Source organism: Sphingopyxis sp., assembly GCF_035944815.1.
Taxonomy (GTDB): Bacteria; Pseudomonadota; Alphaproteobacteria; order Sphingomonadales; family Sphingomonadaceae; genus Sphingopyxis.
The window spans coordinates 604,874-630,080 of sequence record NZ_DASZAU010000009.1; the positions used below are offsets into that span (position 1 = coordinate 604,874).

26 protein-coding genes and 1 tRNA gene are annotated in these 25,207 nt (G+C 65.1%); 16 read left to right on the forward strand and 11 right to left on the reverse strand.

What is annotated here, in order from left to right:
* Nucleotides 1–56: 56 nt before the first annotated feature.
* The 9 genes from VGU00_RS13515 (at nucleotide 57) to VGU00_RS13555 (ending at nucleotide 10,200) form a co-directional block, all read left to right on the forward strand.
* Nucleotides 57–2,408 carry a hybrid sensor histidine kinase/response regulator gene (locus tag VGU00_RS13515; RefSeq protein ID WP_327469842.1) on the forward strand — a complete coding sequence of 784 codons (2,352 nt, stop codon included), beginning with the start codon at nucleotides 57–59 and terminating at the stop codon, nucleotides 2,406–2,408.
* Nucleotides 2,398–2,751 (forward strand): response regulator, encoded by a 354-nt coding sequence (locus tag VGU00_RS13520; RefSeq protein WP_327469318.1) that lies wholly within the window; start codon nucleotides 2,398–2,400, stop codon nucleotides 2,749–2,751. The genes VGU00_RS13515 and VGU00_RS13520 overlap by 11 nt, the downstream gene beginning before the upstream one ends.
* Nucleotides 2,752–2,862: 111 nt before the next feature.
* A complete protein-coding gene (gene recA, locus VGU00_RS13525) occupies nucleotides 2,863–3,942 on the forward strand; it encodes a recombinase RecA (RefSeq protein ID WP_327469320.1) in 1,080 nt (359 codons plus the stop codon).
* 162 nt (nucleotides 3,943–4,104) lie between these two features.
* A complete protein-coding gene (locus VGU00_RS13530) occupies nucleotides 4,105–4,926 on the forward strand; it encodes an arginase family protein (protein ID WP_327469322.1) in 822 nt (273 codons plus the stop codon).
* A gap of 9 nt (nucleotides 4,927–4,935) precedes the next feature.
* A complete protein-coding gene (locus tag VGU00_RS13535; protein WP_327469324.1) occupies nucleotides 4,936–5,562 on the forward strand; it encodes a glutathione S-transferase in 627 nt (208 codons plus the stop codon).
* Nucleotides 5,552–6,136, forward strand: a complete 585-nt coding sequence (locus VGU00_RS13540) for a hypothetical protein (RefSeq protein ID WP_327469326.1) — start codon at nucleotides 5,552–5,554, stop codon at nucleotides 6,134–6,136. The genes VGU00_RS13535 and VGU00_RS13540 overlap by 11 nt, the downstream gene beginning before the upstream one ends.
* A 129-nt stretch (nucleotides 6,137–6,265) precedes the next feature.
* Nucleotides 6,266–7,006 carry a hypothetical protein gene (locus VGU00_RS13545; RefSeq protein ID WP_327469328.1) on the forward strand — a complete coding sequence of 247 codons (741 nt, stop codon included), beginning with the start codon at nucleotides 6,266–6,268 and terminating at the stop codon, nucleotides 7,004–7,006.
* 63 nt (nucleotides 7,007–7,069) lie between these two features.
* Entirely contained in the window at nucleotides 7,070–9,712 is a 2,643-nt protein-coding gene (alaS, locus tag VGU00_RS13550; protein ID WP_327469330.1) for an alanine--tRNA ligase, read from the forward strand.
* 11 nt (nucleotides 9,713–9,723) lie between these two features.
* Nucleotides 9,724–10,200 carry an SRPBCC family protein gene (locus VGU00_RS13555; protein ID WP_327469332.1) on the forward strand — a complete coding sequence of 159 codons (477 nt, stop codon included), beginning with the start codon at nucleotides 9,724–9,726 and terminating at the stop codon, nucleotides 10,198–10,200.
* Here VGU00_RS13555 and VGU00_RS13560 read toward each other — a convergent pair.
* Both VGU00_RS13560 and VGU00_RS13565 read right to left on the reverse strand, forming a co-directional pair.
* Nucleotides 10,197–10,610, reverse strand: a complete 414-nt coding sequence (locus VGU00_RS13560) for a holin family protein (RefSeq protein ID WP_327469334.1) — start codon at nucleotides 10,608–10,610, stop codon at nucleotides 10,197–10,199. The two genes, VGU00_RS13555 and VGU00_RS13560, sit on opposite strands and share 4 nt — an antisense overlap.
* 65 nt (nucleotides 10,611–10,675) lie before the next feature.
* Nucleotides 10,676–11,245, reverse strand: a complete 570-nt coding sequence (locus VGU00_RS13565; protein WP_327469336.1) for a glycoside hydrolase family 108 protein — start codon at nucleotides 11,243–11,245, stop codon at nucleotides 10,676–10,678.
* A 73-nt stretch (nucleotides 11,246–11,318) separates the two neighbouring features.
* Between VGU00_RS13565 and VGU00_RS13570 the strand changes: the two genes are divergently transcribed.
* Nucleotides 11,319–12,296 carry an NADPH:quinone oxidoreductase family protein gene (locus VGU00_RS13570; protein ID WP_327469338.1) on the forward strand — a complete coding sequence of 326 codons (978 nt, stop codon included), beginning with the start codon at nucleotides 11,319–11,321 and terminating at the stop codon, nucleotides 12,294–12,296.
* A 98-nt stretch (nucleotides 12,297–12,394) separates the two neighbouring features.
* On the forward strand, nucleotides 12,395–12,724 hold the full coding sequence (locus VGU00_RS13575; RefSeq protein ID WP_327469340.1) for an EF-hand domain-containing protein: 330 nt from the start codon (nucleotides 12,395–12,397) through the stop codon (nucleotides 12,722–12,724).
* On the opposite strand, the gene VGU00_RS13580 is transcribed toward VGU00_RS13575, so the two are convergent.
* From VGU00_RS13580 to VGU00_RS13595, 4 genes are all read right to left on the reverse strand, one after another.
* Nucleotides 12,721–13,494 (reverse strand): TSUP family transporter, encoded by a 774-nt coding sequence (locus VGU00_RS13580; protein WP_327469342.1) that lies wholly within the window; start codon nucleotides 13,492–13,494, stop codon nucleotides 12,721–12,723. The genes VGU00_RS13575 and VGU00_RS13580 overlap by 4 nt on opposite strands.
* 73 nt (nucleotides 13,495–13,567) lie before the next feature.
* Entirely contained in the window at nucleotides 13,568–14,623 is a 1,056-nt protein-coding gene (locus VGU00_RS13585) for a proline racemase family protein (protein ID WP_327469344.1), read from the reverse strand.
* Nucleotides 14,624–14,627: 4 nt separating this feature from the next.
* Nucleotides 14,628–15,371, reverse strand: a complete 744-nt coding sequence (locus VGU00_RS13590; RefSeq protein WP_327469346.1) for a sulfite exporter TauE/SafE family protein — start codon at nucleotides 15,369–15,371, stop codon at nucleotides 14,628–14,630.
* 129 nt (nucleotides 15,372–15,500) lie between these two features.
* Nucleotides 15,501–15,577, reverse strand: a tRNA-Pro gene (locus VGU00_RS13595).
* 256 nt (nucleotides 15,578–15,833) lie between these two features.
* Here VGU00_RS13595 and yajC point away from each other — a divergent pair.
* The 3 genes from yajC to secF are packed head-to-tail and all read left to right on the forward strand — an operon-like array spanning nucleotide 15,834 to nucleotide 18,828.
* A complete protein-coding gene (gene yajC, locus VGU00_RS13600; RefSeq protein ID WP_058802072.1) occupies nucleotides 15,834–16,163 on the forward strand; it encodes a preprotein translocase subunit YajC in 330 nt (109 codons plus the stop codon).
* A gap of 54 nt (nucleotides 16,164–16,217) precedes the next feature.
* Nucleotides 16,218–17,831, forward strand: a complete 1,614-nt coding sequence (gene secD, locus VGU00_RS13605) for a protein translocase subunit SecD (protein WP_327469348.1) — start codon at nucleotides 16,218–16,220, stop codon at nucleotides 17,829–17,831.
* A 16-nt stretch (nucleotides 17,832–17,847) separates the two neighbouring features.
* Nucleotides 17,848–18,828: a protein translocase subunit SecF gene (gene secF / locus VGU00_RS13610; protein WP_327469350.1), complete on the forward strand. Its 981-nt coding sequence runs from the start codon at nucleotides 17,848–17,850 to the stop codon at nucleotides 18,826–18,828.
* Nucleotides 18,829–18,905: 77 nt separating this feature from the next.
* On the opposite strand, the gene VGU00_RS13615 is transcribed toward secF, so the two are convergent.
* Nucleotides 18,906–20,081 carry a glycosyltransferase gene (locus VGU00_RS13615; RefSeq protein ID WP_414713538.1) on the reverse strand — a complete coding sequence of 392 codons (1,176 nt, stop codon included), beginning with the start codon at nucleotides 20,079–20,081 and terminating at the stop codon, nucleotides 18,906–18,908.
* Entirely contained in the window at nucleotides 20,082–20,642 is a 561-nt protein-coding gene (locus VGU00_RS13620) for a helix-turn-helix domain-containing protein (RefSeq protein WP_327469354.1), read from the reverse strand.
* Between the two features lie 85 nt (nucleotides 20,643–20,727).
* Here VGU00_RS13620 and VGU00_RS13625 point away from each other — a divergent pair, with 85 nt between their 5' ends.
* On the forward strand, nucleotides 20,728–21,210 hold the full coding sequence (locus VGU00_RS13625) for a DUF6456 domain-containing protein (RefSeq protein WP_414713539.1): 483 nt from the start codon (nucleotides 20,728–20,730) through the stop codon (nucleotides 21,208–21,210).
* A gap of 6 nt (nucleotides 21,211–21,216) precedes the next feature.
* Here VGU00_RS13625 and VGU00_RS13630 read toward each other — a convergent pair whose 3' ends face one another.
* Both VGU00_RS13630 and VGU00_RS13635 read right to left on the reverse strand, forming a co-directional pair.
* On the reverse strand, nucleotides 21,217–21,717 hold the full coding sequence (locus tag VGU00_RS13630; RefSeq protein ID WP_327469356.1) for a DUF2569 family protein: 501 nt from the start codon (nucleotides 21,715–21,717) through the stop codon (nucleotides 21,217–21,219).
* 104 nt (nucleotides 21,718–21,821) lie between these two features.
* On the reverse strand, nucleotides 21,822–23,600 hold the full coding sequence (locus VGU00_RS13635; RefSeq protein WP_327469358.1) for an ABC-F family ATP-binding cassette domain-containing protein: 1,779 nt from the start codon (nucleotides 23,598–23,600) through the stop codon (nucleotides 21,822–21,824).
* 133 nt (nucleotides 23,601–23,733) lie between these two features.
* On the opposite strand from VGU00_RS13635, the gene VGU00_RS13640 reads away from it, so the two are divergent.
* Nucleotides 23,734–24,480, forward strand: coding sequence for an SIMPL domain-containing protein (locus VGU00_RS13640; RefSeq protein WP_327469360.1), 747 nt, complete (start codon nucleotides 23,734–23,736; stop codon nucleotides 24,478–24,480).
* A gap of 18 nt (nucleotides 24,481–24,498) precedes the next feature.
* Here the strand turns inward: VGU00_RS13640 and VGU00_RS13645 are convergent, their stop codons facing one another.
* Nucleotides 24,499–25,179 (reverse strand): 2OG-Fe(II) oxygenase, encoded by a 681-nt coding sequence (locus VGU00_RS13645; protein ID WP_327469362.1) that lies wholly within the window; start codon nucleotides 25,177–25,179, stop codon nucleotides 24,499–24,501.
* Nucleotides 25,180–25,207: the final 28 nt, after the last annotated feature.

Consider the following 25,207-nt stretch of genomic DNA (forward strand, 5'->3'; position numbering starts at 1 on the left):
GGGGGGCAGGCCCCGCCGGGCCCTTGTCGGCTCCGGCGGGCCTGTCGCGGGTCGACATGGCGCTGCTCGCCGGCCTCGCCCTGTTGTCGACAGCGCTGCTGTTCTGGGCGACGGGCAATACGATCCTCGCGGCGGGCTTCCTTGCCGGCCTTGCGGTCGCGGTCGGCGGCGTGTTGCTCGCGCGGCGGCTGTTTCCCGCAACCACCGTCGGCGAGGCGGCTGCGCCCGACTGGACGATGCTGCGTCAGGCGGTCAGCCACGACGATGTCGCGATTGCGGTCACCGATCGCGCCGGGCGCATGGTTTGCGCGAACGATCTGTTCGGGACGTGGATGGGCGGTTTCGTCACGCCACCGGGTCTGCCGCTCGAAGGCCGCGGCGCCGAGGCACTCAAAAATGCCGGCCGCGTCGCGTGGCGCGATGGCGAGGGGCAGGCCGACGACATCGCGGTCGGTCCGCTACAGCTTCGCGCGCAGGTCACCCGGACCGGACAGGCCGAAGATTATCTCGTCTGGCGCTTCTCGGCGGTCGAGCGGCTCGATCTGGTGTCCGAAATCGTCCGCCACCTCGACGGCCCGGCGGGCCGCACGCTGGGGCATGCCGGGGTGATGGCGGCGCTCGTCAGTGCCGAGGGGCGGCTGCGCGTCGCCAATCAGGCCTTCCTGCTCCGCGCGCTCGGAGAGGGCGATGCGCGCCATTATGCGGGGCGCGACGTCGCGCCGATGATCCGTCTCGACGACGGCGGCGCGCTGTATTTCGCGCGCGAAGGCGACCGGGCGACGCCGGTGCGGATGATACAGATCCCGCTCGCACCCGCCGATACGAACGCGCCGATGCTGCTCGCGATGCTCGATGAGGAGATGGGGCCGGCGGACCGCGGCACGGCGCAAACCTATGTAGAAACCCTGCTGTCGCTGCTCCCCTTCGGGCTCGCGATGGTCGATCGCGACGGGCGCTTCCTCTATATGAACCGGGCGTTCGTGCGCGCGGCGAATTTGGGCGAGGGGAAGATGCCGCGTTATCCCGGCGATATCGTCGTCGGCGAAGACAAGGGCGCGCTGGCCGACATGATCCGGCGACACAGCAGCGGACAGCAGGTTGGCGGCGACATGTCGATCCGTCTCGCGGGACAAAGCGCCGAGCCGGTGTCGATGCGCGTCGTCGGCGTGCGTGGGCTCGGCGAAGCGGCGGTGCTGCTCAGCCTCAAGGATTCGAGCGAGGAATCACGGCTGAAGCGGCAGGTCGCGCAGGCGTCGAAGATGCAGGCGGTCGGCCAGCTCGCCGGCGGCGTCGCGCATGATTTCAACAATATCCTGACCGCGGTGCTCGGCAGCTGCGACCTGATGCTGATGCGCCATACGCCCGGCGACAGCGACTATGACGATATCCAGCAGATTCGCAGCAATGCGAACCGCGCTGCCAGCCTGACGCGGCAATTGCTGGCCTTCTCGCGGCAGCAGACGCTCCGCCCGCAAATCTTGCAGCTGCCCGACGTGATTTCGGAAGTGTCGCATCTGCTCAAGCGGCTGATCGGTGAGACCGTTCAGCTGTCGGTGCATCATGGCCGCGGCCTCGGCGCAGTGCGCGCCGACCCGGGGCAGCTCGAACAGGTCATCATCAACCTTGCGGTCAATGCGCGCGATGCGATGCCGGGCGGCGGCACGCTGACGATCGAAACCTATCCGGTATCGTCGGCCGAGGTGCGGCAGATGGGCAATGAGTTTATGCCGCCCGCCGATTATTGCGCGCTCAAGGTCAGCGACACGGGGACGGGTATTCCGCCCGATGTCCTGCCCAAGATATTCGAACCCTTCTTCACCACCAAGGATGTTGGCAAGGGCACGGGGCTCGGGCTCTCGACCGTGTATGGCATCATCAAGCAGTCGGCGGGCTTCATTTTCGCCGACAGCAAGCCGGGGGAGGGAACCAGCTTCTCGATCTATCTCCCCGTCCACCGGGTCGAGGGCGATGCGCCCGTGGTCGTGCCGCCGCCGGTCAAACCGAAGAAAAGCCAATGGGGCACCGGAACGATCCTGCTCGTCGAGGACGAGGATATGGTGCGCGCCGTCGCGGAACGCGCGCTCACCCGCGCGGGTTATAGCGTCGTCACCGCCGCACAGGGCGAGGAGGGGCTGGAACGGTTCGCGCAGATGGAGAAGGTCGATTTGATTATCAGCGATGTCGTGATGCCGACGATGGACGGCCCGGCGATGGTTCGCGCGATGCGTGCGAAGCGGCCCGACCTGCCCGTCCTGTTCATGTCGGGCTATGCCGAGGAGCAGCTTCGCCAGTCGATCGACATCGACCATGTCGCCTTCCTGCCCAAACCTTTCTCGGTCGCGCAACTCGCCGAAGCGACGTCAGCTGCCCTCGACGACGCGTCGCATCGGGTGTCCGATGACCGGTGATCGCCGCATCCTGCTCGTCGAGGACGATGTGCTGATCGGCATGATGCTGGTCGACATGTTCGACGCGCTCGACCTTCCCGAACCCGCGCAGGCGACCAGCAATGACGAGGCGCTGGCCTTCATCGCCGCCGAACAATTCGCCGGGGCGCTCGTCGATATCAACCTCGGCGATGAAAAGGGCTGGCCGGTCGCCGACGCGCTTGCCGCCAAAAACATTCCCTTCGCCTTCACCTCGGGCGGCGGCGACGTGATCCCGGCGGCGCATGCGCACCGCAAGCTGATCAGCAAGCCGTTCCGGATCAGTGATATCGAGGCGGCGCTGGACGAATTCGGCGTTTCATAAACCTTCACCGGAAATATTTTGTTCCCCACTTGTTCCATGAGAACAAATGCCGTACACGGGTTCGGCGTTGCGATGCTTCTGCTGTCGCTCTAGAGCTGGAAAGGGACGGTTATGGCCGGACAATTGTCACTCGTCGAATCGGGGAAATCAGTGAACAACACGGACAGGCAGAAGGCGCTCGACGCCGCACTCGCGCAGATTGATCGCGCGTTCGGCAAGGGCTCGGTAATGAAATTGGGCCAGAAGGAAGCCATGCAGGTCGAAGCGATCTCGACCGGCTCGCTCGGCCTCGACATCGCGCTCGGCGTCGGCGGCCTGCCGCGCGGCCGCGTCATCGAAATTTACGGCCCCGAAAGCTCGGGCAAGACCACGCTCGCACTGCACACGCTGGCCGAGGCGCAGAAGACCGGCGGCACCGTCGCCTTCGTCGACGCCGAACATGCGCTCGACCCCGTCTATGCGCGCAAGCTCGGCGTCAACATCGACGAACTCATCGTGTCGCAGCCCGACACGGGCGAACAGGCGCTCGAAATCGTCGACACGCTCGTGCGCTCGAATGCGATCGACGTGCTCGTCGTCGACTCGGTCGCCGCGCTCGTGCCGCGCGCCGAAATCGAAGGTGAGATGGGCGACAGCCATGTCGGGCTTCAGGCGCGTCTGATGTCGCAGTCGCTGCGCAAGCTCACCGGCTCGATCAGCCGCTCGCGCTGCATGGTGATCTTCATCAACCAGCTGCGCATGAAGATCGGCGTGATGTACGGAAACCCCGAAACCACGACCGGCGGTAACGCGCTCAAATTCTACGCCTCGGTCCGTCTCGATATCCGTCGTACCGGCCAGATCAAGAATGGCGACGAAATCGTCGGCAACACGACGCGCGTCAAGGTCGTCAAGAACAAGGTCGCGCCGCCGTTCAAGCAGGTCGAATTCGACATCATGTACGGGCAGGGCATTTCGAAGATCGGCGAGATCCTCGATATCGGCGTCAAGGCCGGGCTCGTCGAAAAATCGGGTGCATGGTTCAGCTATGACTCGATCCGCATCGGGCAGGGCCGCGAAAATGCGAAGAATTTCCTGACCGAAAATCCCGAACTCAAGGAACGGCTCGAAGCCGCGATCCGCACCCGCACCGATGCGGTGGCCGAAGAAATGATGGCCGGCCCCGACGACGAGGGCGACGACGACAATTGATTGCCATCCGGCCGGTTCGCTTTCGCGGATCGGACGGCGAACGGCGGCGGGTCTCCAACCCCCTCCTTGCCCCTTTGGGGTGCCTGCATTCCCTCTCCCCTGCAGGTCGGCCCGCCCGCCGTTGATCCTTGCGCCGCTTCGGCCAGCGGCTACAAGCGGCGCATGCCCGCGATCCGCCTCTTCGGCCTGCCCACCGATATCAACAGCAGCTTCGAACGCGGCGCTGCCGCCGGTCCCGCTGCGATCCGCGCGGCTTTGTGGAGCGACCGCGGCAATATGGCGAGCGAACTCGGTCCCGAGATCGGCGTCGATATCATGCTCAACGACGACGGCGACCTCCCCCTGACCGAGGACAGCGCGCTCGACGACGCCGCGATCCGCCGCCATGTGGCGTATGTGCGCGAAGATGGTGAAATTCCACTCGCCCTCGGCGGCGACCACGCCGTGACCTTCCCGCTTGTCGAAGCCGCGGCGACCTGCTTCGGGCCGGTGAATATCCTTCACATCGACGCGCATCCCGACCTCTACGCCGACTTCGCCAGCAATCCGCGCAGCCACGCCTCGCCCTTTGCCCGTATCTGTGAGGCGGGCCACGCCAAAAGGCTGGTACAGGTCGGAATCCGGACGATGAACAGGCATTGCCGTGAACAGGCTGCGCGCTTCGGGGTCGAAGTGATACCGATGGCGGATTTTACGCCTGACCGCGTGCCGGTGCTCGAAGGACCGCTTTATATTTCGATCGACCTCGACGGGATCGACCCGTCGGCGGCGCCCGGGGTCGCGCACCCCGAGCCGGGTGGGCTGACAGTGCGCGAACTGCTCGCGGTACTGCACAAGCAGACAGCGCCGATCGTCGGTGCCGATATCGTCGAACATCACCCCGGCCGCGATGTCGGAGACGTCACGGCGATTCTCGGCGCCAAGCTCATTCGTGAACTTGTGGCGCTGATCGATCGCAACGGCCCCGCAAAAACTACACTATAGGAGAGCGCCATGAGCCTGATCGTCCATCACTTGAACAACAGCCGGTCGCAGCGCATTTTGTGGCTGCTCGAGGAAATCGGCGTGCCGTACGAGATCAAATATTATGATCGCGACCCCGTCACCAACCTCGCGCCGCCTGAATTGCTTGCGATCCACCCGCTCGGCAAGTCGCCGGTGATCGAGGATGACGGCCGCGTGATTACCGAATCGGGGGCGATCACCGAATATCTGTGCGAACGCCATGGCGGCGGGCAACTGGTGCCCGAACGCGGCAGCGACGCGCATATCAGCCACCTTGAGTGGCTGCATTTCGCCGAAGGGTCCGCGATGACGCCGATCCTGCTGCGCATCTATACCGCCCGCTTGGGCGAAGCCGCAGCCCCGCTCGAGCCCCGTATCGCCCAGCAACTCGATGCGCATTTCGCATATATGGAAAGCCGCGTCGGCGAGAATGGGCATTTTATCGGCGACGGCCTGTCGGCGGCCGACATCATGCTGAGCTTTCCGGCGGAGATCGCGATCATGCAGGGCATGGCGCCGCGCTACCCGAAACTCGCGGCATTTGTGAACGCCTGCCACGACCGTCCTGCCTGGCGGCGCGCGAGGGAGAAGGGCGGCGCCTATTATGGCTATTGACCGCCTGTTGCTTGCTGGCGCGGCGATGCTCGGGACAATTTCGGGTGTCGAGGCCGCGCCACAAGCGCTCGCGCCTGAGGTCGAGCGCGCGGTGATCGTGCCCGAAGGAAAAACGTTCGTACCATCGGCAAACGACGAAGAAGGCGCAATCGACCGGTTCTCCGCATATACGCTCGCGCTTGAAAAGCGCGATTTTGCGGCTGCCTATGCGATGCTGCGTCTGTCGTTTCAGGCATCGAACCCACGGCTCGAATGGGAGATGAACCTGCGCAAACGGACGGCCCTTTGGGCCGACGGCCGTATCCGTCCGTTGCGCCTCAGCTGGTATCTCGATCCGGCCGGACAACCGTCGGGGCTGTATGCCGCATTCGATTTCCGCGGTGATCGTAGCGACGGGACGATGGATTGCGGCTATGTCGTCGTTCACCGCGTAGCGCCGGGCAGTGGCTGGACGGTGGTGCGCATCGATACGTCGGAAGTTCCGGCCGAACTGATCGAGGACGGCGTGCCCAAGGCCGATGTGCTGCGGCAACTGCCCTGTTATCTTGGCAAGGGGATCGCAACGGCCTTGTGATCCCAATCGAAATTTGGGCTTGTTTGTCGGCGCACCCCTGCGCCCGGCTGTGGGCGGGGGCGCCAGGATCGAATCGCGGCGCGAAACGCGGCGTCCAGGAGGACGGCGCAAACTGGCGGGGAACTGGATATGGCGGCAATTCTCATGGCGATGCTGTTGGCGACGGCGCCGGCCGTACCCGAAATCAAGATCGAGACCGTGTCCGGTCGCGGCTATGTCGCGACGGTTCCGGTGATCGACGAGAACCAATATAACCCGGTTATCGAGCGCATGAAGGTGCTGGCGGCCGAACGGTGCGGGCGGCTGAGCGTCCGGTTCGGTCGTTTCTATTTCGACAACCAGATCGATGTCGAGCGCGGTGTGACCGTCATCAAGGATTTTCGCCAGAATTTCTCCTGCTTCGACCCCGCCACCGATCCCTACAAGCCCGTTCCGGCCAACTGGAAAGCAAGCGCTGCCGAAACGGCCGCTGCGACGCAATATGTGACGCGCTTCCTGAGCAATCTGGACGCCGGCAATGGACGCGCGCTGGCTGCGATGATGGACCCGCAGCTCGAGGCGACGACCGAAGACATGAACCGGTTCAGCCGCGAAGCGAAGATGCATCAGACGGGAACCGGCAGTTTCACGGGACGGCTCGATGCCTGGATGAACAATCCTCCCGATGCGAGCTACCCCGGAGCCTATGCCTATTTCGCCGTCCTCAGTTCGCATCCCGGAATTGCCGGAACTTGCGGCGGGCTGCTGCTGTACCGCGTCAGCGACGGGAAATATCAGGTCGCACAATATGACGTCCGCTATATTTCGCAGAAGCTGGTCGACGAGGAAGGGATGAGCGACGAGGAGCTCGATCGGCTCTGCCGGCGCTAGCGAGCGGCGCCGCCTGCGTGCATCACGCTTGAGAAACGCGCCGTTCCACACTAGATCGCGCGCATGACATCGACCAACGACATTCGCCGCTCTTTCCTCGACTATTTTTCGGGGACGGGCCACCATATCGAACCGTCGGCGCCGCTGGTGCCGTACAACGACCCCACGTTGATGTTCGTCAACGCGGGCATGGTGCCGTTCAAGAATGTCTTCACCGGTCTGGAGAAGCGTCCCTACAGCACCGCTGCCTCGTCGCAGAAGTGCGTGCGCGCCGGCGGCAAGCACAACGACCTCGACAATGTCGGCTATACGGCTCGGCATCACACCTTCTTTGAAATGCTGGGGAATTTCTCCTTCGGCGATTATTTCAAGGAGCAGGCGATCCACCATGCCTGGAACCTGATCACGAAGACCTGGGGGTTGGCGCCCGAGAAGCTGACCGCGACCGTCTATCACACCGACGACGAGGCGTTCGACCTGTGGAAGAAGATCGCGGGCCTGCCCGATGATCGCATCATCCGCATCCCGACCAGCGACAATTTCTGGTCGATGGGCGACACGGGACCGTGCGGGCCGTGCAGCGAAATCTTCTATGACCATGGCGACCATATCTGGGGCGGCCCGCCGGGATCGCCGGAGGAAGATGGCGATCGTTTCGTCGAGATCTGGAATCTGGTGTTCATGCAGTATGAACAGCTGCCGGGCGGCGAACGCGTCGACCTGCCGCGTCCGAGCATCGACACCGGCATGGGGCTCGAGCGTGTCGCGGCGGTGCTTCAGGGCGTCCATGACAATTACGACACCGACACGTTCAAGGCGCTGATCGCCGCATCGGTCGATTTGACCGGCGTACCGGCCGAAGGCGCGACGCAGGCCAGCCACCGCGTGATCGCCGACCACCTGCGTGCGTCGAGCTTCCTCGTCGCCGACGGGGTGCTGCCGTCGAACGAAGGCCGCGGTTATGTGCTGCGCCGGATCATGCGCCGCGCGATGCGCCATGCGCATCTGCTCGGCGCGAAGGATCCGCTGATGCACCGGCTGCTGCCGTCGCTGACCGCCGAAATGGGCGCCGCCTATCCTGAGTTGATCCGCGCGCAGCCGCTGATCGCCGAGACTTTGGAGCGTGAAGAAACCAAGTTCCGCCAGACGCTCGATAAGGGCTTGCGTCTGCTCGACGAAGCGACCGTCGACATGAGCAAGGGCGACACCTTGCCCGGCGAGGTCGCCTTCAAGCTCTACGACACCTTCGGTTTCCCCTACGACCTGACCGAGGATGCCCTGCGCGCCAACGACATCGCGGTCGATCGTGCCGGCTTCGATGCGGCGATGGCGCAGCAAAAAGCGGCGGCACGTGCGGCGTGGAAGGGGAGCGGCGAAAAGGCGTCGGACGAAATCTGGTTCGACCTCGCCGAGACCAATGGCAGCACCGAATTCACCGGTTATACCTCGACCGCGGGCGAGGCGACGGTGATCGGACTGGTCAAGGACGGCAAGCCGGTCAACGAAGCCAAGGCGGGCGACGAAGTCGTCGTGCTGACCAACCAGACGCCCTTCTACGGCGAAAGCGGCGGCCAGATGGGCGACGCCGGTACGATCGCGACGCTGGAGGGCGCCAAGGCGTCGGTCAGCGACACGGGCAAGCCGCTCGGCCGCCTGCACACGCATCAGGCGAAACTGGAGGCGGGAACGCTGAAGGTCGGCGATACGGTGCAGCTGACCGTCGACGCCGAACGCCGCGACCGCATCCGCGCCAACCACAGCGCGACGCACCTGTTGCATGCGGCACTCCGCAATCGGCTTGGCGGGCATGTGACGCAGAAGGGCAGCCTTGTCGCCGAGGATCGCTTCCGTTTCGACTTCTCGCATCCCAAAGCGCTGACCGCCGACGAGATCGCCCAGATCGAAGCCGATGTGAACGCGCAAGTTCGCGGCAACGAGGCGGTGTCGACGCGGCTGATGACGCCCGACGATGCCGTTGCGGCTGGGGCGCTGGCGCTGTTCGGCGAGAAATATGGCGACGAGGTCCGGGTGCTCAGCATGGGGGCGGCCGATGACCATCATTATTCGGTCGAGCTTTGCGGCGGCACCCACGTCCGCGCGCTGGGCGACATCGCACTGTTCAAGATCGTTAGCGAAAGCGCGGTCTCTTCGGGCGTGCGGCGTATCGAGGCGCTGACCGGCGAGGCAGCGCGCCAATGGCTGAACGGCCGCGACGAGGCGCTGAAGGCCGCGGCAGCGGCGCTCAAGACCTCTCCTGACGAGGTGCCGGCGCGCGTCGCTGCGCTGGCCGAGCAACTCAAGAAGGCTGAGCGCGAGCTGGCCGATGCCAAGAAGGCGCTCGCGATGGGCGGCGGTGGTGCGGCAACGGGCCCAGCAGTCGAGCAGGTCGGCGATGTCGCCTTCCTTGCGCAGGTCGTCGACGGGCTCGATCCCAAGGAGCTGCGCGGCACGGTCGATGGCCTGAAGAAGCAGGTCGGCAGCGGCGTCGCGATGCTCGTCGCGGTCAACGACGGGCGCGCCTCGGTCGCGGTCGGGGTGACCGACGACAAGACGGGCAGCCACAGCGCGGTCGATCTGGTCAAGGCCGCGGTCGCGGCGCTTGGCGGACAGGGCGGCGGCGGCCGCCCCGATATGGCGCAGGGCGGCGGCCCGAATGGCAGCTCGGCGAATGATGCCGTGGCAGCCGTCAAAGCCGCGCTCGCCTGAAAACGATCGACTTGAAACCGACCAAGAAGACGCGGCGCACCGATCATGCCGAGCGGCTGATCGCGGCGCCGCTGGTCGATGTATTCGCGGCCTTTACTAGTGCTGCGAAGCTCGCGCGCTGGCTGCCTCCCGAAGGCGCGACCGGCGCGTTCGACCATTGCGACCTCAGCGAGGGCGGCGGCTTCCGGATGCGGCTCACGTTCGACGACCCCGATACCGAGACGAAGAGCGACGATGAGAGCGACATCGTCGAAGTGCATATTCCGGTGCTCGACGACGGACGGTTGATCGTTTGGGAAGTCGAGTTCGAATCCGACGATCCGCGTTTTTCGGGAACGATGGAGATGCACTGGTATCTGTCGCGCAAGGGCGGCGGCACGCTGGTGACGATCGATGCGCACCATGTGCCGCCGGGGATTTCCGCCAAGGATCATGTGGCGGGGTTGAACAGCTCGCTCGCCAATCTGGCCGCGGTGGTCGAGGCCTAGGCCTCGACGCCCTTCGCTTTGCCCCACGCCCGCGCCGCGGTGTAGCCGAGATAGCCGGTCCCGAAGAGCGCGTAGAGCGGTTCCGGGATGCCCGCGAGATAGGCGTTCATTCCGTCGGCGATGCCCTTTGCCATCTCGGGCCGCGCCGCCGCGATCAGGCCCATCGGGATCGCCCAGAGCAGCAGTGCATACATGACGTAGAGGAAGCTCGGCCGGGCGCGGCTGGTCCAGGGGTCGGCGCTGCCGGCCTCGGCGACGATCGCGGCCATGCGGGTCTTGATCGCTTCCATTTCCTGGCTGCCCTCGAGCTTGAGCAACTCGAGCTTCGCGCGGTCACGTGCTTCGGGGTCGGGTATGATCTTGTCGATCAGCTTGGCGACGGGGCCGATCAGGCCTTCGATGATGCTCATTTCAATGTCTCCTGTTGGTTGGAAGGTCACAAAGGTCACGCTACATCCCCCTTCTTTCAGAGGGCTCAGGCTTCCCCGATGCGATTGGCGAGCCAGCCATAGAGAAAGGCCTCCTGGCTCGGACGGCGTTCGGCGAGCGCGATGTAGCGTTCGCCCTGCAGCGCCTCCATTGCGCGGAGCAGGACGGTTTCGCCGCCCTTGCCGCGCACCTTCAGAAATCCGTCGAGCGCCGACAGGGTGCGCGGGCCGACTTCGCGGTCGACCGCGATGTCGGGATAATCGCGCGCGGCGCGGTTGAGCGCGTTGAGCGCGCGCTGAAGGAAGCCCGCGGCGGTGCCGGTGCCCATGTTGACGCCGGTGTCGAAGAGTTCGGCGGCGATTTTCGGCGCGCGCAGCGCGACTTTGTCGAAGCCCGGCCGCAGCCAGTAGAGGCGGCGATAGATCGATGCCGCCTCTGCACGCGGCAGGTCGCGCATCGCGCCGGCATAGCCCTCAGCGCGTGCGACCGCCTCGGTAATGCCCCAGCAGGTCGGGCCGCCGCGGTCGGCGGGGTGGTTTACATATCGGCCTTCGCGGTCGATGACGGCATCGATCATCGCATCGGCGGCGGAGATCAAGGGGTCGGGTCTTGGCATGATTCGCTCCTTCTGGTTGGTTCGGATGCCAAAACGAACCATATTGGGATATTGTAGGAAAGGGTTTTTACCGATGCGGGCTCTTCAGGTGCGCGAGCTGCTTCCCGGCCATGAGGGAGCAGCCATCGTCGAACTGCCGATCCCGGAGCCGGGGCCCGGCGAGGTGCGCGTGCGCGTGCGCGCGGCGGCGGTGAACTTTCCCGACCTGTTGATGACGCGCGGCGGATATCAGCTGAAGCCCGAGCTGCCGTTCGTGTCGGGGCTGGAATTTGCGGGCGAGGTCGATGCCGTGGGGGACGGTACGGACGATTGGCGCGTCGGCGATGCGGTGGTCGGCGGCAACCGCTTCGGCGCGATGGCCGAATATTGCGTCGTTCCGGCGGCGGCGCTGCGGCGTAAGCCCGACGCGCTGGGCTGGGAAGAGGCGGCTGCTTATCCCGTCGCCTATCTGACTGCCTATGTCGCGCTCGTCCGCTGCGCGCGCGTTGCGGCGGGCGAAACGGTGCTGGTGCATGGCGCGGCGGGCGGGGTCGGTCTGGCGACGGTCGATCTGGCAAAGGCGCTTGGGGCGCGAGTGATCGCGGCGGCGAGTAGCGCCGGAAAGCGCGACACGATCGCACAGCTTTATGCGCCCGATGCGCTGATCGCCGCCGATCCGGGCTTTCGCGAAGAGGTGAAGACGCTGACCGGCGGGAAGGGGGCGGACGTGATTTTCGATCCGGTCGGCGGCGACGTGTTCGACGAATCGACGCGCTGCATTGCCTTTGACGGGCGGCTGCTGGTGATCGGCTTTGCGTCGGGGCGCATCCCCGAGGTTTCGGCGAACATGCCGCTGATCAAGGGGTTCTCGGTCGTGGGCGTGCGCGCGGGCGAATATGGGCGGCGCTTTCCCGAACGCGGGGCCGAGAATATCGCGGTGATCGATGCGCTGGCGGCGACCGGCAGGATCCGGCCGCACGTTCACGCATCGCTGGACCTCGCCGACTGGCGCGAAGGTTTCGCGATGCTCGAAAGGCGCGAGGTGGTCGGCAAGGTCGTGCTGAAACCGTGACGGTCCGAGGAACGCCGACATAGTTTTGCGACACACTGTCTGGCATGTCGGCTTCGGGGCGTCCCGGCGCTATTGCCGATATCACCGAAGGACATGAAATGAAGAAATCGACGATGATCGCCGCGAGCTTCGCGCTGGCGGTTCCAGCCGTGTGCGCCGCCCAGCCGCCACAGGATGGCGGCCGGATGTTTGCGATGATGGATGCCAACGGCGATGGCAAGCTGGACAAGGCCGAAGTCGCAAAGATGGCGGAGATGCGCGCGAAACGACAGGGCGATCCGACGCTGGCGTCGCCGGAAAAGGTCGATGCCTTTTTCAAGCATCTCGATGCCAACGGTGACGGCGTGATCGACAAGGCCGAAATGGCTGCGCGGCAAAGGGCACGAGCGATGCCGCCGCCGCCCGAGGAGGAGGAGGGGCAGCCCTAAAAAAGCGTCCAGAGCGGGTTTGCGGGGTCGGCGAGCAGCTTTGCGGTCAAGGCAAAGGACATGACCACGAGCAGGGGCCGCACCCCGCGCCCGCCGAAACGGATCGCGAGCCGCGCGCCGAGCTGGTTGCCGGCGACGTTCGCGGCCGCCATCGACAGGCCGAGCAGCCAGAGGACATGGCCGCCCACGATCATTGTTAGCAAGCCGGCAATATTGGTCGCGAGATTGAGAAATTTCGTGTTGCCGATCGCGCGCACGAGCCCGAGGCCGCCGAGCGCGACGAGTGTGAGCGTCAGGAACGAGCCCGTGCCGGGGCCGAAAAAGCCGTCGTAGAAACCGAGTGCCGCGACGATCAGGGTGAGACCGAGCGGGCCGATGCGCGCATGCCGATCGACGCTGCTCATCGGGGGCGCGAGCAGGAAATAGAGGCCCATCGCGATCAAGAGGAGCGGGACGAGCGCGGCGAGGAAGTCCGACCGGACATATTGCACCGCCGACGCACCGAGCACCGAACCGGCGAAGGCGCCGGCTGCGGGCCATGCGAAGCGGCGGAGGTCGACGTGCCCTTCGCGCCAAAAAGTCAGGAAAGCCGATGAGGTTCCCACCGTGCTTTGCAGCTTGTTGGTCGCGAGCGCGGCAATGGGAGGCACGCCCGCTGCCATCAGCGCGGGAATGGTGAGAAGGCCGCCGCCGCCGGCCATCGCATCGACCGTGCCCGCAAGGAATGCGACGCCAATCAGAAAAACGAGAATTTCGGGCGCAAACTCCATGGGGCGCTCCTAGGTTCGATCCCCCGGTTTGGCCAGCGGGAGCTGGTCGCATAGCAATGCGGCCGGTTTTGTATCAGGCTGGCGTATCGAGATCGGCAAGGCGGCGCGGCAGCGCGAAGCCAGCGGCGAAACGGTCGCCGGCCTCTGCAATCATCTCGCTGCGCCCCGAATACCAGGCCTGCCCGCTGACCCGCACGCGCGACCGCGCGTCGAGTCCTGTGCCGTCGGTAGCGGCGAGCGTTCCGATGAAGCCTTCGCCCGAAACGCCGCGAATCTTGCAGCTGTCGCCAACCTGCATTTCGCCTTTCGAAGCGGCGAGTGCGATGCGGGCGGTCACCCCGCTGCCGGTAGGCGAGCGGTCGATCTGTCCGTCGGCGAAGATGCAGAGATTGTGGCTGGGCTGGCCGCCATGCGCGCCGAGGGCCACATCGTCGGTCAGGATCGTGCCATAGAGGAAACCCAGATCGGGTTCGTCCGGATGGACGATCGGGGCGCCGGCGCGGATTGCCGCGGTGATCGCGGTTGCCGCCTCGACGAGCTTGGCGAGCGGGGTGTCCATCAACGACAGGCCGAGACGGCTGGCAGGGAGGATCGCGTAAAAGGCGCCGCCGAAGGCGATGTCGACGCGGAGCCGGCCGAAGCCGGGAACCTGGACCTCGCGGTCGAACGCGTTTGCGAAGGATATGACGCTTTCGAACGCGACCCGCGCAAGGCCGTCCGCGCCCGCTTCAACATCGACGCGGATCACGCCGCAGGGCGCTTCGAGGCCAAAGCTGGCCTTGCCGTCTACCAGCGCGATCCGCCCGCTGTCGACCGCCCAGCGGCCGATCGCGATCGTCGCATGGCCGCACATCGTGCTGTACCCTTCCTGATGGGTGAACAGCACGGCAAGATCGGCGCCGGTGGCGCAAGGCTCGGTCGGAATGACGCCATACATGCCATCATGCCCGCGCGGTTCGAGCATGAGCATGGTGCGCAGGTGATCGAGGCGGGTCAGCGCGTCCCGCCGCTTTTCGAGGATCGTATCGCCGACGAGCGGCGGGAAGCCCGATTCTGCGATCCGGACGGGTTCGCCCGCGGTGTGCATGTCGATCACGCGGATGATGGTGGTGTCTCGATTCGGTGTCATCCGTTCAGCTTAGGGCGATCTGCGCCGCCTGGAAGAGGAAGGTGGCGCCGATGATCGTCACGATCCAGCGTCGGCTGCTGCGGAAATGCGCGTCGCTGATGCGGTCGAGGACATAGCCGCCGACCATGATGCCAGCCATCGACGCAATGATCGCGATCGCCGTCACGGATAGCGGGACGATCTCGCGCGCCGAGGCGCTGAGTAGCAAGCCGCCATAGACGAGGATTTTCGAGGCATGGCCGATCGCCTGCATCACCGCCTTGGTCGCGACCACCTGATGCCGGTTGAGCTTTGTGTGGATGAAGAGAAGGTCGGTCACGGGCCCCGACACGCCCGAGACGAGAGCGAGCCCGGTCGAAACAAAGCCGCCGCCCAGCGCATGCCAGCGATTGGTCGCGTCGAGCGCCAGCCAGCGTTCGGGCAGCCAGACGAGAATTGGCATCAATCCTAGTCCGAGGAAGACATAGAATTTGGTCGGCGCGAAGATGACCAGCGAGAAGAAGCCGACCGAGACGGCCGCACCGATCCCGAACCAGAGCAGGACCGGCCAGGCGACATGCATCCGGTGCAACATGACGCGCCAGGCGTTCGATGCGAACTGGATGACGCCGTGAAGTGCGAGTGCGGTGGCGACGGGCAGGATCCAGGCAAGAATGCCCATGAAGACGAGCCCGCCGGCCATGCCGAATATACCCGACAGGATGGAGGTCAGAAAAGCAGCGGCGACGATCAGAAGGCCTGCCTGCATATCCTCCGCTTCTTCAGGTCATGCGCATGGTCGCGCGTTGAAGGCACAGCGACGCCGGGCGCGCCCTGTGCGGCCCCGATGACGGCCTATCCTGTCAGGATGCTGTCAAAGTCAAATTGTTCGTTGAATTGGTCGGGACGAGAGGATTCGAACCTCCGACCCCCACACCCCCAGTGTGATGCGCTACCAGGCTGCGCTACGTCCCGACCGGCCCTTTCGGGCGAGCGAGGCCCCTAGCGCGGGTTGGCGGGCGATGCAAGCGGCGATGGCTGTGTTGTTGCGATGTTCGAGGTCGCGACCTTGATCTGCCGACGATCCTTCCCATTTCGGCGAGGCTTGCCAAGGGGGAGGGCGCGCACGACCGGTTGCACGCAAGTCCCCTGCGTGATAGGCGCCGCGCCATATTTGCGTGCCGGTTCCGTGGGGAATTGGCTATGCTGCAAACAGAAAGTCTTTTCACCCATGTCGATGCAATTGCTTCTGGCCCAGGCGGCCGGATCGGGCGGCGGAACCGCCGGTCTCCTGATGCTGGTGCCCTATCTGCTGATTTTTGCCGTTTTCTGGTTCTTCCTGATTCGTCCCCAGCAGGTGCGCGCGAAGGAGCATCGCACCAAGGTCGCGGCGGTAAAGCCGCGCGACCAGGTCGTGACCGGTGGCGGGATCGTTGGCAAGGTGACGCGCGTCGATGACGATTTCGTCGATGTCGAAATTGCGCAGGGCGTGAAGATCAAGGTCGTGAAGTCGACCCTCGCCGACGTTATGCAGCCCGGCGGCAAGCCCGCCAACGACTGACGCGGCGGGGTCCGCGTCCCGCGCGGTCCCGCTCTTGCAATCGGACTTTAGACCATGCTCGATTTCCCGCGCTGGAAAACCATCGGCATCAGCATCATCCTGCTGCTCGGTATCCTCTTTTCCATTCCCAGCTTCCTTCCCGAAAAGATGCGGGACAGCCTGCCGTCCGTCACGCAGGCGAAGGTCAATCTGGGTCTCGACCTTGCCGGCGGCAGCCATCTGTTGCTCGAGGCCGACGTCGCCGACCTTCGGAAGACCCAGCTGACCAATATGGAAAAGACGGTACGCACCGCGATGCGCGGCGAGCGCGGGCCCGACGATGACATTGCGATCGGTGAATTGTCGACCGCCGGCGGCAAGATCAGCTTCCTCGTCCGCGATCAGGCGAAGCTCGACGAAGCGCGCGAGCGGCTGTTCAGCGAAACGCAGGGCGCCGGGCTGACCGGCCAGCGCGACTGGAGCATCAGCGTCGTCGATTCACAGCGGATCGTCATGACGCCGACGAGCGCAGGGCAGACGCAGGCAGTCGCCAATGCGATGGACACCGCGCGCGACATCATTGCGAAGCGCGTCGACGATCTGGGCACGCGCGAGCCGACGATCATTCGCGAAGGCACCGACCGTATCGTCGTGCAGGTCCCCGGCCTGCAGGATCCGGCCGCCCTCAAGGAGCTGATCGGCAAGACCGCGCGGCTGGAATTCCGCATGGTCGATACCAATGCCGACCCGAACGAAGCCGCCGCCGGCCGCGTCCCCGTGGGCAGCGAGATCGTCCCCTACGCCGAGGGCGAAGGCAATGGCGCGTCGTTCGAAGTGCTGCGCCGTCAGGTCATGATCAGCGGCGAACAGCTGATCAACGCCCAGCAAAGCTATGACCAGCAGAACAACCAGCCGGTCGTTTCGATCCGGTTCGATTCGGGCGGGTCGAGCACCTTTGCGAAGGTCACCGCGCAGAATGTCGGCAAGCGTTTTGCGATGGTTCTCGACGGCAAAGTGTTGTCGGCGCCGTCGATCAACGAGCCGATCCTGGGCGGTAGTGCGCAGATTTCGGGCAGCTTCAGCGTCGCGAGCGCCAATGCGTTGGCGATTTCGCTGCGTTCGGGCGCGCTGCCGGTCAAGATGACGGTGGTCGAGGAACGCACCGTCACCCCCGAACTCGGCAAAGATTCGATTCGCAAGGGCGCGATCGCGGGCATCATCGCCACGGTCTCGGTCCTTGTGCTCATGCTTGTCGTCTATGGCCGTTTCGGCGTCTATGCCTGCGTCGCGCTGGTCTTCAACGTCTTCCTGATCATCGCGATCATGGCGGCGTTCAATGCAACGCTGACGCTGCCGGGCATCGCGGGCTTCGTGTTGACGATCGGCGCGGCGGTCGACGCGAACGTGCTGATCAACGAACGCATACGCGAGGAACTCGCGAGGGGACGGAAAGTGTTCCAGGCGGTCGAACTCGGTTATACCGAAGCGAGCCGCGCGATTTTCGACGCCAACGTCACCAACGTCATCGCCGCGGCACTGATGTTCTGGTTCGGGTCCGGCCCGATCAAGGGTTTTGCCGTGGTCCTGACCATCGGCATCGTCACCAGCGTCTTCACCGCCGTTACCGTCACGCGCATGTTCGTCGCCCATTGGCTGCGGACCAAGCGTCCGACGACCATCAACATTTGAGCAAGGGAGCGAAACGATGCGCTTGCTGAAACTCGTCCCTGACAACACCAATATCGATTTCCTGCGCTGGCGGAAATTGGCCTCGTTCATGAGCTTTTTCCTCGTGGCCGTGTCGATCGCGCTGGTCGCGACCAAGGGGCTCAACCTTGGCGTCGACTTCGTCGGCGGCCAGTCGGTCCGCGTGGAATTCACGCAGGAAATGCCGCCGATCGACGAAATTCGCGAGAAGGTCGGTGAGATCGGCCTTGGCGAGGCGACGATCCAGCAGTTCGGATCGGACAAGGCGGTGTCGATCCGTACCGCGCTGCCCGAAGGCGACAAGTCCGCCGCCGAGCGCGCCGGGCAGCAACTGGTGTCGGGTATCCAGAAGGCCTTTCCCACCGCGAAGACCGGATCGGTCGAGACCGTGTCGGGCAAGGTGTCGGGCGAATTGATCCGGACCGGCGCGATCAGCCTTGGTCTCGCGATCATCGGCATCTCCATTTACATCTGGATACGCTTCGAGTGGCAGTTCGGCGTCGGGGCGCTCGGCCGCCTGTTCCACGAAGTGTCGCTGACCTTTGGCCTGTTCGCGGTGACGCAGATGCAGTTCGACCTGAACAGCGTCGCGGCGCTGCTCACGATTGTCGGCTATTCGCTGAACGATACGATCGTCGTCTATGACCGAATACGCGAGAATCTGAAGAAATATCGCAAGATGGACATCATTCCGCTGCTGAACCTCAGCATCAACGAGACGCTGTCGCGTACCGTGATGACCACGGTTGCGATGGTGCTGGCGCTGGGCATGTTGCTGATCTTCGGCCCCGACGTGATCTTCGGTTTCACCGCGGCGATGCTGTTCGGCGTGTTCATCGGCGGCTATTCGTCGGTGCTGATGTCGACGCCGGTGCTCGTGTGGCTGAAGGTCGGCCCCGACAGCTTCGTCCCGCGCACGACGACCGGGATCGGCGGCGGCGAGCGTGTCGAGCGGAAGGACGACGGCGCGGTCGTCTGAGGCCGTTCAATTTGTGAACGTCGACGCCGGTCCGCTTTTTAGAGCGGGCCGGCGTTGCCGTATCTAGGGTCCTGACCCTAGCGACCGGCGCAGCGGCGCAGATGTGCGGCGAGCTCAAGGCCGTTGCGATCCCAATCGAAGCGCCCGCCGAGGCTGGCGGCGACATCGGCCGGCGACGGGGCGGCCGCCAAGAGGGCCTGCACGGCTTCGGCGATGGCGGCCGGTGTGCGGTCGACGATGCGGCCGGCGACGGGCGAGGTGACCAGTTCGGCGGCGCCGCCCGCGTCGCTGATGATGATCGGGGTGCCGCACGCGAGCGCTTCGACCCATGCGTTGGCGAGGCCTTCACTGACCGATGGCATTACGACCGCATCGGCCGCGCGATAGAGCTCCGGCAGGTCGGCATTGGCGACCGGCCCCATGAAATGAACGCGGCTCTCAAGGCCGAGCCTTGCTGCGAGGGCGCGATACGCGCCTTCGGCTTCGCCGGCACCGGCGAGCCAGTAATGCACGCCGGGCAGCGCTGGTAGCGCCTCGATCACCAGAGCCTGCCCTTTGCGCGGGATCAGCGCGCCGACAGACAGGATGGCTTTGGCGCTATCCATGCCGAGCGCCGCGCGCGCTGTGGTGCGATCGCCGGGATGGAAGCGTGCGGTGTCGATGCCGGTATAGTGGACGGCGATTTTTGCCGGATCGATCCCGATGGCGGCCATGTCGCCACGCATCGCCGCGGAAACGGCGAGCAGTCCGGCGGCTTTCAAGCCCGCTTCGATCACCTGCGCCCTTGTTGCCCGAACATGGCCGAAATGGCTGATATCGGCGCCGCGCGCTTTTGCCGAGAAGGGGAGGCCAAGCGCGTCCGCAACACGCATCGCCGCGGGACCGTCGGGGTAGAAGAATTGCGCATCGACGATGTCGAATTCGCGCCCCTTTATGGCGGCAAGGACGGCGCGCGCGACCTTCGCCGGGTTCGATTTTGCACCGATCTGCGGGATCAGCGTAAAGCGCGGACGCAGGACGGTAAGGCCATTCCAGCTCTCGGTTCGTGGCAGCGCGCGCAGCGCGCGATAACGCTTGTGCAGCGACAGCGGAAAGGGCGGTAGTCCGACGGGCGCGACGATCGTCAGCGCGATTCCGGGCTGTGCCGCGAGCGCGCGCAGGCTCTTCTCGACGAACAGCCCGAAGTTCGGCCGCGCAGCGTCGGGAAAGAGCGTCGCGATCGACAGGACGCGCAAAGGATGTGCAGAGGGCATTCAGAGCGTGCGGAGCAAACGGACGGCGACGGCGGCCCACGGCGGGTTGCTCACGACCTGTTGGCGCTGGCCGGTGCCGAGCGGGAGCAGGTGCAGCTTTTCGCCGTCGACGTTGAGCAGGCGGGCAAAGAAGAAGCGGCCGGCCGGGCGCGGCACGAGGAGGTCACGGTTGAGCGCGCCGGCCCAGTCGCTTTCGATCCGGCGACACCAGATTTCGTCGCCGGCGCGATAGTCGCCGATCGACGAGGTGACGCGTACCGCCACCATATCCTCACCCGGGCGGGCTGTGAGCGCCTGTTCGGTGCGTGTGGGTGCCTGTGCACCCTCGGCACCGAGAAACGCCGTGATCGTGAGCTGCGTATCCTGCGGCAGTTGGACGAGTTCGGCGGCCTCGACGCCGAGCGCCTTGGCGATGCGGTTCATCCAGCCGAGCGACAATGTCCGCGTGCCGGTTTCGAGCCGCCCGATCGTCTGCGCCGTGGTCGGCGGATCGCAGCGTTGGCCGACCTCCTCGAGTGTCAGGCCCTTGGCGCGGCGGACGGAACGGATGCTGTTGATCATGGCGGATCCTTGAATAACCAAATCGGTTTCTTCTTTCCTACAAAATAATCCAGTGTCAAGTCCGGCGTGCAGCAAGGAGAATCGCATGGCCGCTCGCCGATTTGAAACGCAGGTTCACCCCGATGATCGGATCGACCCGGGCAAGGCGGGGCCGCGGGTGATGCGCCATGTGACGGTAAATGTCGGCGAAAGCCCGATCGCCTGGCTCGCGGCGCGCGGCATGCTCACGGCCGCGCAACTGGCGGCGGGCGAGCGGTTGCGCAGCGATTACGAGCGCGCGGGGCTGGCGGCGCGGGTCACGATGCGCTGGGACGCCGCGCCGCCGGGGAAGAGCCGCGGCGGCGCACGGGCGTCGGACGCGTCGCTGGCGCGCATCGACGCGCACCGGCGTTTTCATGCCGCGCTCGATGCGGCAGGGCCGGGGCTCGCCGACATCTGCTGGCGGGTGATCTGCGCGGGCGAGGGGATTGGCGGCGCGGAAAAGGGGCTCGGCTGGCCGGCCCGCTCGGGCAAGCTCGTGCTGGGGCTGGCGCTCGACCGGCTGGCGCGCTTTTACGGGACGGGGTAAAGCGAGTTAGCCGAAGATGCGCTCGGTCTCCGAAACATCCTTGAGATAGGTATTGGCTACACGCCGCGATCTCAGCAAATAGGCTGACCATAGGGCGGGCGAGATGGCCGAGCGTAGCAGTTCCAATATGAGCCATTGCGTAAGATAGGTTCTGGCAGCCTCGGAGAACAACACGAGACCGAAGGCAACGTCGATCAAGGTCGGTAGCATCGCGATGGCCCACAGCCCGCCGATGGCTATGGCGACTGTCGACCTGCGTTGCACATATACCAGTCGCCAAGCGACAAGCAGCGTCAATGAGACTGTCGCCGCTGCGAGAACCCAAGATAGAATTTCGTAAATCTGCCAGTTTGGCCCGATTTGGCTCTTAACTGCGCTTTCGACGTTGAGCCCAGCTGCGGTTGTCAGCAATATGCGAATTGGCGAGATGATGGTCAGCATAAAGACGAGGAAGCCTAGCCAGCCACCCAATCCGTGTAGGTCCGATCTTTCCGCTTTGCCAGTCATATGCCCCCACGTCGTTTATGGCTGACCCATCTATTTGGGGCAAGAGAGCGGGCGCTTTCCGAACAGGGCGAGAACCAGCGGGGAGGTGAAGGCAGTTGGGAGAGCTATTGAAGCCCCTCGACCTCTTCGGCGAGTGCCAGCCAGCGGTCTTCCGCCGCCGTCTTCTCGTCGCGCAGTGTATCGAGCTTGCCTGTCAACGCGGTGAAGCGGGCGTTGTCGCGCGTGAAGAGGGTGCCGTCGGAGAGTTCGGTTTCGATCTTCGCCATTTCGCCTTCGATCTCCTCGATCCGGGTCGGCAGGAGGTCATAGTCGCGCTGGTCCTTGTAGGAGAGCTTCTTGCGCGCTTGCGGGGGCGGGGGCGGGGCGGCGGTCCCGGCGGCCTTGGCCTTGGCGCTGTTGGGCTTGACCCGCTTCGCTTCCCAGTCGGCATAACCGCCTGCGACGATGTCGACCTTGCCCGACCCGTCGAGGCCGAGCGTTACGGTGACCGTACGGTCGAGGAAATCGCGGTCGTGGCTGACGAGCAGCACGGTGCCGGCATAGTCGGCGATGACCTCTTGCAAGAGGTCGAGCGTCTCCAAGTCGAGGTCGTTGGTCGGCTCGTCGAGCACGAGCAGGTTCGATTCGCGGGCGAACTCGCGCGCAAGCAGCAGGCGCGAGCGTTCGCCGCCCGACAGCGCGCCGACGCTCGCCTCGACGACGCCGGGATCGAAGAGGAATTCCTTGAGATAGCCCTGGATATGCTTTTTGACGCCGCGCACCTCGACCCAGTCGCCGCCGTCGGCGAGGATGTCGCGGACGCGCTTTTCGGGCGACATCAGGCTGCGCTGCTGGTCGATGATGATGCCGTCGAGCGTCGGGGCGAGCGTGATGCTGCCTTCGTCGGGCTGGATCTCGCCGGTGAGCAGCTTGAGCAGGGTCGATTTGCCCGCGCCGTTCGCGCCGACGATGCCGATGCGGTCGCCGCGCTGGACGCGGAAATCGAGATTTTTGATGATCGTGCGGTCGCCGAAGCTTTTCGACACGCGCTCGGCGACGATCACCGATTTCGAGCGGACGTCGTCGTTAGCGAGGCCGAGCTTCGCGACGCCGGGGCCGCCGATCATCGCGGCACGCGTTGCGCGCATTTCCTTGAGCTTCTCGAGCCGGCCCTGATTGCGCTTGCGGCGCGCGGTGACCCCCCGTTCGAGCCAGTGCGCTTCGAGCCGCAGCTTCGAATCGAGCTTTTGTGCCGCGCGTGCCTCCTCGGCGGCGACCGCGTCGCTCCATTCCTCGAAACCGCCGAAGCCGATTTCCTTGCGGCGGATACTGCCGCGGTCGAGCCACAGCGTCTGGCGCGTGAGGCGGGTGAGGAAGGTGCGGTCGTGGCTGATCACGACGAAGGCGCCAGTATAGCGCGCAAGCCAGCTTTCGAGCCAGTCGATCGCGGCGAGGTCGAGATGGTTGGTCGGCTCGTCGAGCAGCAGTACGTCGGGATTCTGCGCGAGCGCACGCGCAAGCGCGGCGCGGCGGCGTTCGCCGCCCGACGCACTGGACGCGGTGCGGGCCATGTCGATGCCGAGTTGGTCCGCTATCGCGGCGACCCCATGTTCGGTTGGGCCGTCGGTCCCCGCGACCGCGAAATCCATCAGCGTCGCGAACGGCCGAAAATCGGGTTCCTGTTCGAGCATCACGACATGGGTACCGGGAACGATCACGCGCTTGCCCTTGTCGGCGTCGATCTGGCCCGCGAGTAGCTTGAGCAGCGTGGTCTTGCCAGCGCCGTTGCGGCCGATGAGCGCCAGCCGGTCGCGTTCGCCGACATAGATGTCGAGGTCCTCGAACAGCCAGCCGCTGCCCTGCACAAGGCCGAGGCCTTCATAAGATAAGATCGGTGCTGCCATGATGAACGGCGCGCTACCACACGTTCAGCCTGATGCAAGCGCCACGGGAGCAAAGGCCGGAACGGGTCTGCTCCGTCTGCGTTACGGGGCGGAGATCAGAAAAGACCGGAAGCCCGGTTCACAGGAGAATGAAATGACGAAGCAAATGTTCGCCGTTATGGCAACCGGACTGGCGCTGATGGCGGCAACGCCCGCGCTCGCGCAGCAGGGAGGTTCGACGGTGACGACAGCAACGACGCAGGGACCGATCCTGACTTTTGCGGTGAGCGAAGAAGTGCGTTCGCGCCCCGATCAGGCGACCGTCGGCGCCGGCGTGACGACCACCGCGCCGACCGCGGTCGAGGCGATGCGTGCCAATGCCACCGCGATGGACAAGCTGATCGCCGCTGCCAAGGCGCGCGGGATCAAGGCCGAGGATATCCAGACCAGTGGCATCAACCTGTCGCCGCAATATGACTATAATAATCAGACGCCGGGCCAGCCGCCGCGCTTCCTTGGCTATCAGGTGTCGAACAGCGTCCGCGCGACGACGTCGAAGATCGACGATATCGGACCGCTGCTCGACGCGCTGGTTGCCGCGGGCGGCACCAATGTCGACGGTCCCTGGTTCGGCATGAAGGATCCCGATGCGCAGCTCGTCGGCGCGCGCGGCGCCGCGATCAAATCGGCCGAGGCAAAAGCGCAGGATTATGCCCGCCTTGCCGGTTTCCGCGGCGTCGAACTGGTGTCGATCAGCGAAGGCGGCAGCTTCGGGCCGCAGCCGCCGATGCCGATGGTACGCAACATGGCGATGGACGCCGGCGCCAAGGCAACCCCGGTCGAGCCGGGTCAGGTCGCGAACACGCTGACGCTGAATTTCCAGTATCGGCTGGTGAAGTAAAAGCGGGCGGGGGCTGGCCTAAGCCAGCTCCCCCTCGGCCCACGGCCAGGGGCGCTCGCGAAACCATTTGGTGATGATATATTTGCGCCCCTTGCGCACCTTCATTCCGTGGTGGAGTGTGTCGGGGTTCGCGGTGCCGTCGGTCCGCACATTGTTCCACGCGAGCAGCTTGCCCACCTCGGGCTGGTGCATCTTGCCGGTCGCGAGAAAGCGCGTTGCGCCGCCGGCACCCGGTTCGTTGAGATAGATCATCAGCGTCCAGCTGCGCTGCCCGGGGATGGCACAATAGGTTTCCCAATCGGCGCCGTGCGGGTCGAAATAGTCGGTGTGCGCCTTGAATTCCTGTCCGACGTCGTAACGCTGGCCCTGCATCGGCTCGCCATATTCGCGCGGAATGCCGGTCAATTCATGGAGACGATCGTTCACCGCGATCACCAGCGGGTCGCGGTGGTCGAGATCGCAGGTCGTGCTGGTGCGGAACGCGTCGTCGCCGTTCGGGTCGGCGATCGTCGACGGGCGGACATCGCGGTCGATCTGCGCGATCAGCGCAGCACACGTGTCGGTGTCGAGAAAGCCGGACAGCATGAACTGCTGGAGCTTGGGCGTTGGAGCCCGCCGGATGCCGGGGACGGCAGCGAGTCGGTCGGCGGTGCGGTCGGCGCCCGAGGTCGCCATGTCGACATGTTCGTTACCAGCCATGGCGCGCTTTTAGTGGCGTCTGCACGCG

Bases quoted from the DNA above. Each gene is read 5' to 3' on its own strand.
- VGU00_RS13515 (WP_327469842.1), top strand. From the start codon at position 57: ATGGCGCTGCTCGCCGGCCTCGCCCTGTTGTCGACAGCGCTGCTGTTC.
- VGU00_RS13520 (WP_327469318.1), top strand. From the start codon at position 2,398: ATGACCGGTGATCGCCGCATCCTGCTCGTCGAGGACGATGTGCTGATC.
- recA (WP_327469320.1), top strand. From the start codon at position 2,863: ATGGCCGGACAATTGTCACTCGTCGAATCGGGGAAATCAGTGAACAAC.
- VGU00_RS13530 (WP_327469322.1), top strand. From the start codon at position 4,105: ATGCCCGCGATCCGCCTCTTCGGCCTGCCCACCGATATCAACAGCAGC.
- VGU00_RS13535 (WP_327469324.1), top strand. From the start codon at position 4,936: ATGAGCCTGATCGTCCATCACTTGAACAACAGCCGGTCGCAGCGCATT.
- VGU00_RS13540 (WP_327469326.1), top strand. From the start codon at position 5,552: ATGGCTATTGACCGCCTGTTGCTTGCTGGCGCGGCGATGCTCGGGACA.
- VGU00_RS13545 (WP_327469328.1), top strand. From the start codon at position 6,266: ATGGCGGCAATTCTCATGGCGATGCTGTTGGCGACGGCGCCGGCCGTA.
- alaS (WP_327469330.1), top strand. From the start codon at position 7,070: ATGACATCGACCAACGACATTCGCCGCTCTTTCCTCGACTATTTTTCG.
- VGU00_RS13560 (WP_327469334.1), bottom strand. From the start codon at position 10,610: ATGAGCATCATCGAAGGCCTGATCGGCCCCGTCGCCAAGCTGATCGAC.
- VGU00_RS13565 (WP_327469336.1), bottom strand. From the start codon at position 11,245: ATGCCAAGACCCGACCCCTTGATCTCCGCCGCCGATGCGATGATCGAT.
- VGU00_RS13570 (WP_327469338.1), top strand. From the start codon at position 11,319: ATGCGGGCTCTTCAGGTGCGCGAGCTGCTTCCCGGCCATGAGGGAGCA.
- VGU00_RS13575 (WP_327469340.1), top strand. From the start codon at position 12,395: ATGAAGAAATCGACGATGATCGCCGCGAGCTTCGCGCTGGCGGTTCCA.
- VGU00_RS13580 (WP_327469342.1), bottom strand. From the start codon at position 13,494: ATGGAGTTTGCGCCCGAAATTCTCGTTTTTCTGATTGGCGTCGCATTC.
- VGU00_RS13585 (WP_327469344.1), bottom strand. From the start codon at position 14,623: ATGACACCGAATCGAGACACCACCATCATCCGCGTGATCGACATGCAC.
- VGU00_RS13590 (WP_327469346.1), bottom strand. From the start codon at position 15,371: ATGCAGGCAGGCCTTCTGATCGTCGCCGCTGCTTTTCTGACCTCCATC.
- yajC (WP_058802072.1), top strand. From the start codon at position 15,834: ATGTCGATGCAATTGCTTCTGGCCCAGGCGGCCGGATCGGGCGGCGGA.
- secD (WP_327469348.1), top strand. From the start codon at position 16,218: ATGCTCGATTTCCCGCGCTGGAAAACCATCGGCATCAGCATCATCCTG.
- secF (WP_327469350.1), top strand. From the start codon at position 17,848: ATGCGCTTGCTGAAACTCGTCCCTGACAACACCAATATCGATTTCCTG.
- VGU00_RS13615 (WP_414713538.1), bottom strand. From the start codon at position 20,081: ATGCCCTCTGCACATCCTTTGCGCGTCCTGTCGATCGCGACGCTCTTT.
- VGU00_RS13620 (WP_327469354.1), bottom strand. From the start codon at position 20,642: ATGATCAACAGCATCCGTTCCGTCCGCCGCGCCAAGGGCCTGACACTC.
- VGU00_RS13625 (WP_414713539.1), top strand. From the start codon at position 20,728: ATGGCCGCTCGCCGATTTGAAACGCAGGTTCACCCCGATGATCGGATC.
- VGU00_RS13630 (WP_327469356.1), bottom strand. From the start codon at position 21,717: ATGACTGGCAAAGCGGAAAGATCGGACCTACACGGATTGGGTGGCTGG.
- VGU00_RS13635 (WP_327469358.1), bottom strand. From the start codon at position 23,600: ATGGCAGCACCGATCTTATCTTATGAAGGCCTCGGCCTTGTGCAGGGC.
- VGU00_RS13640 (WP_327469360.1), top strand. From the start codon at position 23,734: ATGACGAAGCAAATGTTCGCCGTTATGGCAACCGGACTGGCGCTGATG.
- VGU00_RS13645 (WP_327469362.1), bottom strand. From the start codon at position 25,179: ATGGCTGGTAACGAACATGTCGACATGGCGACCTCGGGCGCCGACCGC.